Genomic DNA, 13,373 nt, shown 5'->3' with positions numbered 1-13,373 from the left:
CCGCCCTCCGAGAGTGTTCACGCGCCTGGAGCCGACGGGTCAAGGGTGGGCGCAGCCCATCGCGCAGCGACGCCGAAGGCGCCCTTGACGCGGCGCCGGAGGGCGCCACACTCGGGAAGAGGGCGGCCGCACCAGAAGCCCACCCGGAACGCTCACCCCCGGAAACCCCCGCACCCCGAGCCCGCATCCCGAGCCCCCGCCCCCCTACCCGCCCTCCAGTCCCTCCCGCAGCCCCTCCGCCAGGAGTTCCGCGAGGTGGCGGCCCCGGTGGGGGGTCAGGTCGCCGATCTGGGTGCGGCAGGAGAAGCCGTCCGCCAGGACGGCCGCGTCCTCGGGGGCCGCCGCGAGGGACGGGAGCAGCTGGTCCTCGGCGCAGGCGACGGAGACCTCGTAGTGGCCGGGGGTGAAGCCGAAGTCGCCCGCCAGGCCGCAGCAGCCGCCCGCGAGGTCGCCGGTGAGCCCGGCGCGGGCGCGCAGCCGGCGGTCGGCGGTGTCGCCGAGGACGGCGTGCTGGTGGCAGTGGGTCTGCCCGGTGACCGGCCGGTCGAGGCGCGGTGGTTCCCAGTCGGGCGCGAGGGTCTCCAGGGTCTCCGCGAAGGTCCGTACGGACGCGGCGAGACGCGCGGCCCGGGGGTCGTCCGGCAGCAGGGCCGGCAGGTCGGTGCGGAGGGTGGCCGCGCAGGAGGGTTCGAGGACCACGACGGGGCCCCGGAGGTCCTCGGTGACGTCCAGGGTGCGGCGCATGACCTTCCGCGCGGCGCGCAGTTGCCCCGTGGACACGTACGTGAGGCCGCAGCAGACCCGCCCCGGCGGCAGCGCGCTGCCGAGCCCCGCCGCCTCCAGGACCCGCACGGCGGCCCGTCCGACCTGCGGCGCCAGGTGCTCGGTGAAGGTGTCGGGCCAGAGCGTCAGCGCGGGCGGGCGCGTCGAGCCCCGCTCCCCGTACCAGGAGGTGAAGGAACGCTCCGCCACCCTCGGCAGGGACCGCTCGGGCGCGATCCCGGCGAGGCGGGCCGCGAACGGCAGGCGCAGGGCCGCGTTCAGGCCGCGCCCGAAGACGCCGAGCCAGTGCGGCAGCCGGCCCATCGTCCAGTGGGCGCGCGGCCGGCGCAGGAAGGACAGGCCCGCGTAGTGCCGGTCGAGGAACTCCGCCTTGTACGCGGCCATGTCGACGCCGACCGGGCAGTCGCTCCGGCAGCCCTTGCAGGACAGGCAGAGGTCGAGCGCCTCGCGGACCTCCTCGGAGCGCCAGCCGTCGGTGATCACCTCGCCGAGCGCCATCTCGTGCAGGAGGCGCGCCCGGCCCCGGGTGGAGTGCTTCTCCTCCCCGGTGACGCGGTACGAGGGGCACATCACGCCCGTGGCCGGTGCCGGTGCCGGGACGGGAGCCCCGGCCGCCGCTGCGGGGGCCGGTCCGCCCGTGCGGCATTTCGCGACGCCGACGCAGCGGGCCGCCTCCCGCCCCGGACCGGCGAGCGGCAGGCCGGTGAAGCGCAGGCCCGAGTCCAGGGGTTCGGGGCGGACGAGCATGCCGGGGTTGAGGCCGCCGTCCGGGTCCCACAGGTCCTTCACGGTGCCGAAGAGGCCGACGAGTCCGGGTCCGTACATCTTCGGGAGCAGTTCCGCGCGCGCCTTGCCGTCGCCGTGTTCGCCGGAGAGCGAGCCGCCGTGGGCGACGACGAGGTCGGCGACGGCCTCGGAGAAGCGGCGGAACTCCCGTACGCCCTTCTCCGTCCACAGGTCGAAGTCGATGCGGACGTGGACGCAGCCCTCGCCGAAGTGCCCGTAGGGGACGCCCCGGAGGCCATGTTCGGCCAGCAGGGCGCGGAACGCGCGCAGGTACGCGCCGAGGCGGGCGGGCGGCACCGCGCAGTCCTCCCAGCCCGGCCACGCCTCCCCCCGGCCCGCTCCCCCGGCTCCGGCCTCGCCACCGGGACCGCCGTCGAACCCGCCGCCGGGTCCGGGGCCGACGCCACCGCCGGGGCCCCGGGTGGCGGTCCCGGCCGCGTCCTCGCGAATGCGCCACAGCGCCCGCTGCCCGGCCGGGTCGCGGACCACGGCCGAGTCGAGCGCGTCCGCCGCCCGGACCAGTGCGCGGGCCGACGCCTCCCCGTCCGTCTCGCAGAACAGCCAGGCCCCGCCCCTCGGCAGGTCCCCGCCACCGCCCGGGATCAGGTCGGCGGCCATGCCCTCGACCGTGAGGGGCCCGTACGGGAGGAGTCCGGCCGCCGCGTCGGCCGCCGCGCTCTCGTCCGCGTATCCGAGGACGACGAGCACGGGCGCGGCGGGCAGCGGAACGAGCCGTACGGCCGCCTCCGTCACCACCCCGAGCGTGCCCTCGCTGCCGACGAAGGAGCGGGCCACGTCCCGGCCGCGTTCGGGCAGCAGCGCGTCGAGGGCGTACCCGGAGATGCGGCGGGGCAGCCCGTCCGGGTAGCCGGTGCGCAGCAGGGCCAGGTGCCGGGCGGCGAGGTCGAGCAGGCCGGGCGGGGCGCCCTGCCCGTCCCGTCCGAGCGTCAGCTCCGCGCCCCGGTACGTCACCACTTCGAGGGAGCGCACGTTGTCGGCGGTGGTCCCGTGGGCGACCGAGTGCGCCCCGCAGGCGTTGTTGCCGATCATGCCGCCGAGGGTGCAGCGGCTGTGCGTGGACGGGTCGGGTCCGAAGGTCAGCCCGTGGGGGCGGGCGGCCTCCCGCAGCCGGTCGAGGACGAGGCCCGGCTGGACGACGGCCGTGCGCGCCCCGGGGTCGAGGGAGAGGAGCCGTCCCATGTGCCGTGTGAGGTCGAGCACGACGCCGGTGCCGGTGGCCTGGCCGCCGATGGAGGTGCCGCCGCCGCGCGCGACGACGGGCACGCCGTGTTCCCGGCAGACGGCGAGGGCCGCGGCGACGTCGGCGGCGTCGCGCGGCGCGACCGTACCGGCGGGCACCCGGCGGTAGTTGGAGGCGTCCATGGTCGCCAGGGCCCGCGCGCCCGCGGAGAAGTCGACGTCTCCGGCGACGGCGGAGCGCAGGGCGGCGGCGAGTGCGTCGTGTCTTCCCACAAGGCCAGGATGTCCCAGTCCTCGTCTCATCCGGCGGACATCCGGCAGACCGACGCCTTCCGACCCGATACTCTCCGGCTCGTGGCTGAGATCCAGATTCCCGCTGACATCAAGCCCGCCGACGGCCGTTTCGGCGCGGGCCCCTCCAAGGTGCGTACGGAGGCGCTGGACGCCCTGGCCGCCACCGGCACCTCTCTCCTCGGCACGTCCCACCGCCAGGCTCCCGTGAAGAACCTGGTCGGCGAGGTGCGTGCCGGCATCCGTGACCTCTTCTCGCTGCCCGAGGGCTACGAGGTGATCCTGGGCAACGGCGGTTCGACCGCCTTCTGGGACATCGCGACCCACGGTCTGATCGAGAACAAGTCGCAGCACCTCACCTTCGGCGAGTTCTCCTCGAAGTTCGCGAAGGCCGCGAAGCTGGCCCCGTGGCTGGCCGAGCCGACCGTGATCTCCTCCGACCCGGGCACCCACCCGGAGCCGGTGGCCGAGGCGGGCGTCGACGTGTACGCGTACACGCACAACGAGACCTCGACGGGTGTCGCCGCGCCGCTGAAGCGGGTCGCGGGCGCCGACGAGGGCGCGCTCGTCCTGGTCGACGCGACCTCGGGCGCGGGCGGTCTGCCGGTCGACATCACGGAGACCGACGTCTACTACTTCGCCCCGCAGAAGTCGTTCGCGGCGGACGGCGGCCTGTGGCTGGCGGCGTTCTCGCCGGCGGCCCTGGAGCGGGCGCAGCGGATCCACGCGTCCGGCCGGCACATCCCGGAGTTCTTCTCGCTGCCGACGGCGATCGACAACTCGCTGAAGAACCAGACGTACAACACGCCGGCGCTGGCGACCCTCTTCCTGCTGAACGAGCAGCTGAAGTGGATCAACGGCCAGGGCGGTCTGGACTGGGCCGTGGCCCGGACGAAGGAGTCCTCGCAGGCCCTGTACGGGTGGGCGGAGGAGTCGAAGTACGCGGCTCCGTTCGTGACGGACCCGGCGAAGCGCTCGCAGGTCATCGGCACGATCGACTTCGCGGAGGAGATCGACGCGGCGGCGGTCGCGAAGGTGCTGCGCGCGAACGGGATCGTGGACACCGAGCCGTACCGCAAGCTGGGGCGCAACCAGCTGCGGATCGCGATGTTCCCGGCGGTCGACCCGGCGGACGTGCGGGCCCTGACGGCCTGCGTCGACTACGTGATCGAGAAGCTGTAGGCATCCTGCGGCGGTCCGGAAACCGTTCCGGCGGGGGCCCGGTGCGGGGCGCGTGAGGCGTCCGGCACCGGGCCCCGTCGCGTACGGCCCCGGACTCTCCGTGCGGCTCCGGGCTCAGCCGGCGGCCGACTGCGCCTTCACGTGGTCGATCACCGCGGTGAACTCGGCGGTCGGGGAGAACTCCACGACGTCGGTGTCCCGCAGCGCCTCGGGGGCGTGTCCCGGCCCCCAGTAGTAGGCCTGCCCGGCCTCGTAGAACTCCTCGCCCGAGGCGGTCCGCATCCTGATCTTGCCCTTGAGGACGTAGCCCCAGTGGGGGCACTGGCAGAGGTCGTCCTCCAGGCCCTTGAGCGCCGGTCCCATGTCGGTGCCCTCGGGCAGGTGGATGAAGGCGACGGACAGGTCGCCCCCGGCCTCGCGCGTACGGAAGTCGACGCCACCGCCCTCGATGGCGACGGGTGTGTCCTCGCGCCTGAATGCCGTCATGATTCCTCCACACCTCGTGGGGACCGTTCCCCGCCCGGCTCAGGGTCTCCGGCGGTCTCCTTCCAGTCTCGACCCGGGGGCGGTCAGTCGCCGCTCCGGCCGCCGCCGCGGCGCAGGAGGCGCTTGGCGCCGAGGACGAGCGCGGTGGCGCCGGCGAGGACCAGGAAGCCGAAGGTGGCGTTCCCCTGCTCGTCGCCGGGGCCGCCGGCGGCCGGGGACGTCGGCGCGGCGGTGCCCGGCCGGTCGGGGGTGCCGCGCTGCTCCTGTGCGGGGTGGTCGGCGCGGGTGCGGTCGACGCGGATCACCCGGCTGTCGCGGCCCTCGGAGCCGAACATGAACGCCGAGCCGTCGGGCGTGTACGTCACCGATTCGGCCTGCCCCTGGAAGGGGGCGCCGACCGAGGTGCCGTCGCCTTCGGGGCGGCCGTTCTTCCACGGGTACTCGCGGGCGCTGAAGTAGCCGCGCAGGACGAGGTGTTCGCCGTCGGGCGAGAAGGCGCCGTCGGTGACCCAGGGGACCTCGGCGATGCGCCGGAAGACGTTGGGACCGGAGGAGGAGAGGCGTTCGGGGCCCGCGTAGAGGCCGCCGCCGTCCTCGTTCTTGCTGGCGATGTAGACGCGGCCGGTGACGGGGTGGACCATCAGGGCCTCGGCGTTGCGGGGTCCGTCGGCGTACCGGACGGTGTACTGGCGGGCGGCGACCGTGCGGTTGCCGAGGGTCTTCGGTTCGGGGAAGCGGTAGATCCAGACGTGGTCCCAGGAGCCGTCGAGGTTGTCGCCGATGTCGCCGACGTAGATGTCCCCGTCGGGGCCCACGGCGATGGCCTCCATGTCGCGGGGGGTGCCGACCCCGGTCAGGGTCAGGGTCGCGACGGTCTTTCCCGTACGGGAGTCGATGCCGTGGATCAGGGGCGCGTCCTGGTCGTTGTGCGTCCAGTAGACGCCGGGGTGCGCGTGGCTGGCGGCGAGGCCGCTGGACTCGGTGATCCGGGCGTCCCCGATCGTGAAGTCCCGGTCGGGCTCCTGGCCTTGGGCAAGGGCGGGCCCTGCGGGGAGCAGGGCCAGGGCCGCGGCCACGCCGAGGGCACACAGAGCAGATCGCATGGCCCCAGCCTGCCACGGTGCGCGGCGCGGGGGCGGGGCCGTGCCCCGGGGGGCTTCCCGTGGTCCGGATCACGTCGAGCGGGCCGAGGGCGTCCGCGATGATATGACCATGCGTTTTCTGTTCGTCGGCGACAGCATGACCATCGGACGCGCCGGCGACTGGACCTGGCGGTACCGGATGTGGCAGCACCTGGAGGCCACCCTGCCCGGCGCGTACGAGATCGTCGGTCCGCGCACCGCGCTGTACGACCCGGCGGCCGACGCGCCCGTCTCCGACGCGTACGCCGACCCGGCCTTCCCCGGCCCGGCCCGCCGGCACCTCGCCGGGTGGGGCGAGGGCTGGCTGCACATGGCCCCGGTGATCGGGGAGACGGTCGCGGCGACCGGGGCGCAGGTGCTGCTGGTCTCGCTGGGCCTGATCGACCTGGGCTTCTACACCAACAGCGACCAGACGGAGGCGAACGTCCGGGCGTTCGTGGCGGCGGCCCGGGCCGCCGACCCGCGCGTGCGGGCGGTCTTCCTGCCGGTGATCCCCAACGTCCGCGCCACCTACGACGCCCCGTTCGCCGCCGAGTGCGCCCGCTTCAACGACCTGCTCGCGCGGGCGCTCGCGGACCTGGACACGCCCGGCTCGCCCCTGCTCCTGGCCGCGGTCCCGGAGTCGTACGACCTCGACCGCGACACCTACGACGGCACCCACCCGGGCCCGGCGGGGGAGCACAAGCTGGCCGCGGCCTTCGCCGGCGCGATGCACCGCGCCTGGTCGCTCGGCGGCCCCTACCGCCCGCGCGACCACGCCGGCGCGGTGCCCGCCTAGGCGGCGCGGGTGAGGCGGTTGGCGAAGGTGGAAAGGGTGTAGGCCCCGATGCCGAGGACGACCTCCAGGGCGTTGCGCCGCGTGTAGCCGGCGGCCTGGAAGGCGGCGAGCTCGGCGTCGGTGACGGCGCCCGAGGAGGCGAGGACCTGGAGGGTGAACAGGCGGATCGCGGCGAGGCGTTCGGGTTCGGGAGCGGTCTCCGGGTCGAGGGCGGCGAGGGCGGCCTCGTGCATGTCGAGGCAGAGGTGGCACTGGTGGCGGGCGGCGACGGCGAGGATCACCGTCTCGCGGGAGTGCGGGTCGAGGGTGGCGGAGGCGAAGGTCCGGCTGAGGGCCAGGAAGCCGTCCAGGGTCTCCGGGGACTCCTTCAGGAGCGCGACGGCGGCGGCGGTGCGGGCGGACAGGTCGGCGGTGGGCACGGTTCCCCCTGCGTAGAATGGACAACATGGTTGACCATGTTGGGACGAGGGGAACCGTAAACCAGGTTGTCGATCAGGGCAAGGGATTCGAGCTGCCCCTGCTCCTCCTCGGCGGCTTCCGCACCCTCATCGACGGGCTCCACGCCCGCCTCGCGGAGCAGGGGCACCCCGGCCTCCGGCCCTCCCACGGCTTCGCCCTCCAGGCGATCGCCGCGCGGGGCGAGGGCAGCACCGCGAGCGAGATCGGCCGCCGGCTCGGGGTCTCCAAGCAGGCCGCGGGCAAGACCGTCGACCGGCTCCTCGCCCTCGGCTACGCCGAACGCGCCGACGACCCCGCCGACGCGCGCCGCAAACTCGTCCGCCTCACCCCGCACGGGCACGACGCGCTCGCCCGCTCCGCCGCGATCTTCGACGAGCTGCGCGCCGAGTGGAGCGCGGCCCTCGGCGCGGAGCGCGTCCGCGCCGTCGAGACGGCCCTGCGGGAGGTCGTCCCGCCCGAGACGGCCTTCCGCCTCGACGCCCCGACGTGGCTCGGCGGCGCGTGACCACCGTCCCGGAAACGGGTGGGCACGGCCCCCGGGTCCCGCGCCCACCCGCCCGGACGGGCCCCGGGCCTACCAGGCGAAGGCCTCCGGAGCCGGGCCCGGCCCCGGGAAGATCTCGTCCAGGCCCGCGAGAACCTCGTCGGAGAGCTCCAGCTCAAGGGCGCGCAGGGCACCCGTCAGCTGCTCGGGCGTGCGGGGGCCGATGATCGGGCCCGTGACGCCCGGACGGCTCAGGAGCCACGCGAGGGCCGTCTCGCCCGGCGCCAGACCGTGCTTGTCGAGCAGGTCCTCGTACGCCTGGACGCGGGCCCGCACCGCCGGGTCCGTGAGCGCGTCGGCGGTCCGGCCGCCCGCCCGGCGACCGCCCTGCGCCTCCTTGCCGAGGACGCCGCCGAGCAGCCCGCCGGCCAGCGGCGACCAGGGGATGACGCCGAGGCCGTACTCCTGTGCCGCCGGGACGACCTCCATCTCGGCGCGCCGCTCGTACAGGTTGTAGTGGCACTGCTCGCTGACCAGGCCGACCATGCCGCGCCGGGCGGCGGCCTCGTTGGCCTGGGCGATCTTGTAGCCGGGGAAGTTGGAGGAGCCGGCGTAGAGGATCTTGCCCTGCTGGATCAGGACGTCGATCGCCTGCCAGATCTCGTCGAAGGGGGTCGCGCGGTCGACGTGGTGGAACTGGTAGACGTCGATGTACTCGGTGCCGAGGCGCTTCAGGCTCGCGTCGACGGCCCGGCGGATGTTGACCGCCGAGAGCTTGTCGTGGTTGGGCCAGGCGGCACCGTCGGCGCCCATGTTCCCGTACATCTTCGTGGCCAGGACGGTCTTGTCCCGGCGCCCGTCGCCCCGGGCGAACCAGGAGCCGATGATCTCCTCCGTGCGCCCCTTGCCCGCCGTCTGGCCGTAGACGTTCGCGGTGTCCATGAAGTTGAGGCCGGCGTCGAGCGCCGCGTCCATGATCGCGTGGCTGGTGGGTTCGTCCGTCTGCGGTCCGAAGTTCATCGTGCCGAGGACGAGGCGGCTGACCTTGAGTCCGGTGCGTCCGAGCTGCGTGTACTCCATGAGGGGCAAGCCAACTGCCTGGAGTGCGCTCGAAGCAAGGGGTTACTGGCCGACCACCGAGGTCACCGCGATGATCGCGAACATCAGCACCAGCACACCGGCCATGATCCGGTTTCGAGTCTTCGGGTCCACCCGACGAGGTTAACCCGCCCCGGTCCCCGGCCCGCTCCCGGCCCGGCTTCCCGCCCCGCCCTCCTCTCCGCCCCCGAGGGGCCAGCCGCCGACCGTCTCGTACCGGGGCCGCTCCCCCGGCACCCCGCTCACCGGCAGGTTCGACCGGACGAGCGCCAGCTCGGCCACCTGCCAGCGGCGGCCCTCGAAACCGGCCAGCTCGTCCAGGAAGGGCCTCAGGTCCACGTCCCCGGCGCGCGCCCGGGCCACCGTCAGGTGCGCCTGGTACCGGCGGTGCTCGTCCATCGCCACCCCGGCCCGGCGGGCGGCCGCGTCGGCCCGCTCGGCCAGCAGCCGCAGCTCGTCCAGGCCCCCGGCCGCGCCGGTCCACAGCGCGCGCCGCCCGAAGTGGCCGCCGCCGTGAAGGCGCAGCGGGAAGGCCGGCGTGCGGTGCGCGGCGCGGGCGAGGCGGTCGCACAGGTCCGGCAGGAGGCCGTCGTCGACCTCGCCCATGAAGGCGAGGGTGAGGTGCCAGCCCGGCCGCGGGGTCCAGCGCAGCCCGTCGGCACCGGGCAGCCGGCGCAGCCGGTCGACGGTCTCCGCGAGTTCGGCCAGCTGCGGGGCGGGCGGGAGGACGGCGGCGAAAAGCCTCATGGGGCGAGTGTGGCACCGGCGGCCCGGTGAGGTGCGGGCGGCGCAGGCGGTACGGGGGCGCAGGCGGTACGGGGGCGGGAGCCGTACGGGGAGGGCCGGGTCCGGGTGGCGGCCGCGCACCCGGCTCCGTCCTGCTCGCCGTACCGCTCGCGTACTCCTCCCCCGTACGCCCCGTCCCCGTCAGGCCGCCGTCGCCAGGCGCTCACGGCGCACGGGCACGAAGCGGACGCTCGGGTGGCCGTGGTGCCAGCCGACCGCGACCCGGAGGCCGCCGACCCGGGCGAGGACCAGGCCGATGACGACCGCCGCCGCGAGGGAGACCAGGCCGCCGGTGGCGAAGCCCGCGCGGGCGCCGTACGTGTCGGTGACCCAGCCGAGGAGCGGCGCGCCGATCGGGGTGCCGCCCGCGAAGACCATCATGTAGAGGCTCATCACCCGGCCGCGCATGGCCGGGTCCGTGGCCATCTGGACCGCGGAGTTCGCGGTGATGTTGACGGTCAGGCCGATCATGCCGATCGGCACCAGCAGCAGCGCGAACAGCCAGAACGCGGGCGACAGCGCCGCCGCGATCTCCAGGACGCCGAAGACGCCCGCCGCGACCACCAGCATCCGCAGCCGGGTCGAGCCCCGCCGGGCCGCCGCGAGGGCGCCCACGAGGGAACCGGCCGCCATGAGGGTGTTCAGGAAGCCGTACGTACCGGCGCCGACGTGGAAGACGTCGTCCGCGAAGGCCGTGAGCCAGATCGGGAAGTTGAACCCGAAGGTGCCGATGAAGCCCACGAGGACGATCGGCCAGATCAGGTCAGGCCGCCCGGCGACGTACCGCAGGCCCTCCCTCAGCTGGCCCTTGCCGCGCGGGGCGCGCTCCACCTTGTGGAGTTCGCTCGTCCGCATCATCAGGAGGCCGGCGAGCGGGGCGAGGAAGGACAGTCCGTTGAGCAGGAACGCCCAGCCGCTGCCGACGCCCGCGATGAGCACACCGGCCACGGCGGGGCCGATGAGGCGGGCGGACTGGAAGTTCGCCGAGTTCAGCGAGACCGCGTTGCGGAGCTGGCCGGGGCCGACCATCTCGGACACGAAGGACTGCCGGGCCGGGTTGTCGACGACGGTCACCATGCCCAGGAGGAAGGCGATCAGGTAGACGTGCCAGACCTGGACGTGACCGGAGAGGGTCAGGGCGGCGAGCGCGAGCCCGCACAGGCCGAGGGCGGCCTGGCTGACCAGCAGCAGGCGGCGCTTCGGGTAGCGGTCGGCGATGACCCCGCCGTACAGGCCGAAGAGGAGCATCGGCAGGAACTGCAGGGCCGTGGTGATGCCGACGGCGGCGGCCGAGCCGGTGAGGCTCAGGACCAGCCAGTCCTGGGTGATCCGGGCCATCCACGTACCGGTGTTGGAGACGATCGCTCCGGTGAAGAACAGCCGGTAGTTCCGGATCGCGAGCGAGGAGAAGGTCCCCTTGCCCGGGCGGGGGGTGTTGGTTTCGGGTTTGTGGACGGGTGCGGAGTCTGCTCCGGGTCCCGTACTCAAAGTGCGTCGCCTCCTCGGGCTCTCGGTCTACAGGTGCGCGAGCTTCTCCAGGACCGGGGCGGCGGCACGCAGCCGGGCCCACTCGTCCTCGTCCAGACCCTCGGCGAGGGCGGCCAGCCAGGCGTTCCGCTTGCGGCGGGACTCGTCGAGCATGGTCTCGGCACGCTCGGTCGGGCTGACCACCTTCTGCCGGCGGTCGTCGGGATGCGGCTCCAGCCGGACCAGTCCCTTGGCTTCGAGCAGCGCCACGATGCGGGTCATCGAGGGCGGCTGTACGTGCTCCTTGCGGGCCAGCTCACCGGGGGTGGCCGAACCGCAGAGCGACAGGGTGCCGAGCACCGACATCTCGGTCGGGCTGAGCGACTCGTCGACACGCTGGTGCTTGAGGCGTCGGCTCAGCCGCATGACGGAGGAGCGGAGCGCGTTCACGGCCGCGGCGTCGTCGGGCGAGCCGTGGGACAGATCTGGCATAGTCGTTAGCCTAACTCATTACTCTCGCTAAATACCAACGTTCACACCCCGACGTAGCGAGGGTCACACGCGCACCACAGTGACGAGGGGGGCAGGCGTGAAGAAGTACGGGCGCGGATCACGCTTCCGGCGCCATGTATCACCCGAACGAGTGAGTCGGATCCGGAAAGTGACGCCAAGAGGCCCGGCCTGCCCCGACCCTGAACGGCATGGGATCGACAGTGCTCAGCCTGCGCATCGACGGTGAGCTGCTCGACCGGCTCCGGAGTCACGCCGCCAAAAGGGGAACGAGCGTCCAGGACTATGTCGTCCGGACGCTCGTTCGCGAGGATTTCGACGAGCGGTTCAAGACCGCCGTCGACGAGACGGAGAAGTTCTACGGAGCCGGGGCCGGGGCGGCGTCCGAGGGCGCGGCCCCGGGCCACCGGATCACGTGAGGCCGAGCGCCGGCATCGCGTAGTAGAAGACGAAGACCGCCGACACGATGTACATCGCCACCGGGACCTCGCGGCCCCGGCCCGCGGCGAGCCGCAGCACGCTGAAGGTGATGAAGCCGATGCCGATGCCGTTCGTGATCGAGTACGTGAAGGGCATCATCAGCATCGCCAGGAACGCCGGCACCGCGATGGTGTAGTCGCTCCAGTCGATGTCCTTGACCGATCCCGCCAGGATCAGGAAGCCGACCGCGAGGAGCGCGGGGGTGGCCGCCTGGGAGGGGACCATGGTCGCCAGCGGCGTGAGGAACAGCGCCACCGAGAAGAGACCGCCGGTCACCACCGAGGCCAGGCCGGTACGGGCCCCCTCGCCGACGCCCGCCGTGGACTCCACGAAGCAGGTGGTGGCCGAGGAGGAGGTCGCGCCGCCGGAGGCGACGGCCAGGCCGTCCACGAGCAGCACCTTGTTGATGCCGGGGAAGTTGCCGTCCTTGTCCATCAGCTCGGCCTCGTCGCCGACGCCGAGGATGGTGCCCATCGCGTCGAAGAAGCAGGACAGCAGCACGGTGAAGACGAAGAGGCAGCCGGTGAGGACGCCGACCTTGCCGAAGCCGCCGAAGAGGCTGACCTCGCCGACCAGGCCGAAGTCGGGCGTGGCGAGCGGGTTGCCCGGCCACTTCGGGGTGGTCAGGCCCCAGGAGGGCACGGTCGCGACGGCGTTGATGATCATGGCGACGACCGTCATGACGACGATCGAGATGAGGATCGCGCCCGGCACCTTGCGGACCAGCAGCGCGAGGGTGAGCAGCGTGCCCAGGACGAAGACGAGGACCGGCCAGCCGGTGAGGTGCCCGCCGCCGCCGAGCTGGAGCGGGACGGTGGTGTGCGCGGCGTCGGGCATGCGGGAGACGAAGCCCGAGTCGACGAGGCCGATGAGCATGATGAAGAGGCCGATGCCGATCGCGATGCCCTTGCGCAGGCCGACCGGGACCGCGCTCATCACGCGCTCGCGCAGGCCGGTGGCGACCAGCAGCATGACGACGACTCCGGCGAGGACCACCATGCCCATGGCGTCCGGCCAGGACATCTTGGGCGCGAGCTGGAGGGCGACGACCGTGTTGACGCCGAGGCCGGCGGCCAGGGCGATCGGCACGTTGCCGATGACGCCCATGAGGAGGGTCGAGAAGGCCGCCGTGAGGACGGTGGCCGTCACGAGCTGACCACCGTCGAGCTGGTTCCCGTACATGTCCTTGGCGCTGCCGAGGATGATCGGGTTCAGCACGATGATGTAGGCCATCGCGAAGAAGGTGGCGAAGCCGCCGCGGACCTCGCGGGCGACGGTGGAACCGCGCTCGGAGATCTTGAAGAAGCGGTCGAGGCCGGAGGTGGGCTGGTGAGGGCCGCCGGGCTCGGGGGAGGCCTTGGCGGTGGCCGTGGTGCTCATGGGAGTCCTTGGGAGTCCTCGTACGGGATGTCCTTGATTGGCGGTTCATACGAAGGAAACC

The 13,373-nt window shown here is 73.5% G+C and carries 13 protein-coding genes; 4 read left to right on the top strand and 9 right to left on the bottom strand.

Translation table 11 applies throughout. The features are described from left to right. Window positions 1-204: 204 nt before the first annotated feature. Complete coding sequence (locus tag ABTY40_RS29620; protein WP_352062331.1) at window positions 205-3,072, bottom strand: FAD-binding and (Fe-S)-binding domain-containing protein; 2,868 nt, start codon at window positions 3,070-3,072, stop codon at window positions 205-207. Window positions 3,073-3,123: 51 nt separating this feature from the next. Here ABTY40_RS29620 and serC point away from each other — a divergent pair, with 51 nt between their 5' ends. Beyond that, window positions 3,124-4,242 (top strand): phosphoserine transaminase, encoded by a 1,119-nt coding sequence (serC, locus tag ABTY40_RS29615; RefSeq protein WP_352062330.1) that lies wholly within the window; start codon window positions 3,124-3,126, stop codon window positions 4,240-4,242. 114 nt (window positions 4,243-4,356) lie between these two features. Here serC and ABTY40_RS29610 read toward each other — a convergent pair whose 3' ends face one another. Further along, complete coding sequence (locus ABTY40_RS29610) at window positions 4,357-4,728, bottom strand: cupin domain-containing protein (RefSeq protein ID WP_352062329.1); 372 nt, start codon at window positions 4,726-4,728, stop codon at window positions 4,357-4,359. Between the two features lie 83 nt (window positions 4,729-4,811). Further along, on the bottom strand, window positions 4,812-5,831 hold the full coding sequence (locus ABTY40_RS29605; protein ID WP_352062328.1) for a WD40 repeat domain-containing protein: 1,020 nt from the start codon (window positions 5,829-5,831) through the stop codon (window positions 4,812-4,814). A 109-nt stretch (window positions 5,832-5,940) separates the two neighbouring features. Between ABTY40_RS29605 and ABTY40_RS29600 the strand changes: the two genes are divergently transcribed. Further along, window positions 5,941-6,648, top strand: coding sequence for a GDSL-type esterase/lipase family protein (locus ABTY40_RS29600; protein ID WP_352062327.1), 708 nt, complete (start codon window positions 5,941-5,943; stop codon window positions 6,646-6,648). Here ABTY40_RS29600 and ABTY40_RS29595 read toward each other — a convergent pair. Next, window positions 6,645-7,067, bottom strand: coding sequence for a carboxymuconolactone decarboxylase family protein (locus ABTY40_RS29595; RefSeq protein ID WP_352062326.1), 423 nt, complete (start codon window positions 7,065-7,067; stop codon window positions 6,645-6,647). The two genes, ABTY40_RS29600 and ABTY40_RS29595, sit on opposite strands and share 4 nt — an antisense overlap. A 26-nt stretch (window positions 7,068-7,093) precedes the next feature. On the opposite strand from ABTY40_RS29595, the gene ABTY40_RS29590 reads away from it, so the two are divergent. Then, window positions 7,094-7,612: a MarR family winged helix-turn-helix transcriptional regulator gene (locus tag ABTY40_RS29590; protein WP_352062325.1), complete on the top strand. Its 519-nt coding sequence runs from the start codon at window positions 7,094-7,096 to the stop codon at window positions 7,610-7,612. Between the two features lie 69 nt (window positions 7,613-7,681). On the opposite strand, the gene ABTY40_RS29585 is transcribed toward ABTY40_RS29590, so the two are convergent. From ABTY40_RS29585 to ABTY40_RS29570, 4 genes are all read right to left on the bottom strand, one after another. After that, entirely contained in the window at window positions 7,682-8,671 is a 990-nt protein-coding gene (locus ABTY40_RS29585) for an aldo/keto reductase (protein WP_352062324.1), read from the bottom strand. A gap of 141 nt (window positions 8,672-8,812) precedes the next feature. Beyond that, the gene (thpR, locus tag ABTY40_RS29580; RefSeq protein WP_352062323.1) at window positions 8,813-9,436 is read right to left on the bottom strand and encodes an RNA 2',3'-cyclic phosphodiesterase; all 624 of its coding nucleotides are present in this window, start codon (window positions 9,434-9,436) and stop codon (window positions 8,813-8,815) included. Window positions 9,437-9,616: 180 nt separating this feature from the next. Beyond that, window positions 9,617-10,963 (bottom strand): MFS transporter, encoded by a 1,347-nt coding sequence (locus ABTY40_RS29575; RefSeq protein ID WP_352062322.1) that lies wholly within the window; start codon window positions 10,961-10,963, stop codon window positions 9,617-9,619. Window positions 10,964-10,990: 27 nt separating this feature from the next. After that, a complete protein-coding gene (locus ABTY40_RS29570) occupies window positions 10,991-11,434 on the bottom strand; it encodes a MarR family winged helix-turn-helix transcriptional regulator (protein ID WP_352062321.1) in 444 nt (147 codons plus the stop codon). 209 nt (window positions 11,435-11,643) lie between these two features. On the opposite strand from ABTY40_RS29570, the gene ABTY40_RS29565 reads away from it, so the two are divergent. Then, window positions 11,644-11,871: a hypothetical protein gene (locus ABTY40_RS29565; protein ID WP_352062320.1), complete on the top strand. Its 228-nt coding sequence runs from the start codon at window positions 11,644-11,646 to the stop codon at window positions 11,869-11,871. Here the strand turns inward: ABTY40_RS29565 and ABTY40_RS29560 are convergent. Further along, entirely contained in the window at window positions 11,864-13,312 is a 1,449-nt protein-coding gene (locus ABTY40_RS29560; protein ID WP_352062319.1) for an NCS2 family permease, read from the bottom strand. The genes ABTY40_RS29565 and ABTY40_RS29560 overlap by 8 nt on opposite strands. Window positions 13,313-13,373 lie beyond the last annotated feature (61 nt).

It is taken from the genome of Streptomyces sp. NPDC126503, assembly GCF_040302405.1.
Lineage (GTDB): Bacteria > Actinomycetota > Actinomycetes > Streptomycetales > Streptomycetaceae > Streptomyces > Streptomyces gulbargensis.
The sequence above is the reverse complement of the archived record's forward strand: the minus strand, read 5'-3'. Positions and strand labels throughout refer to the sequence as shown.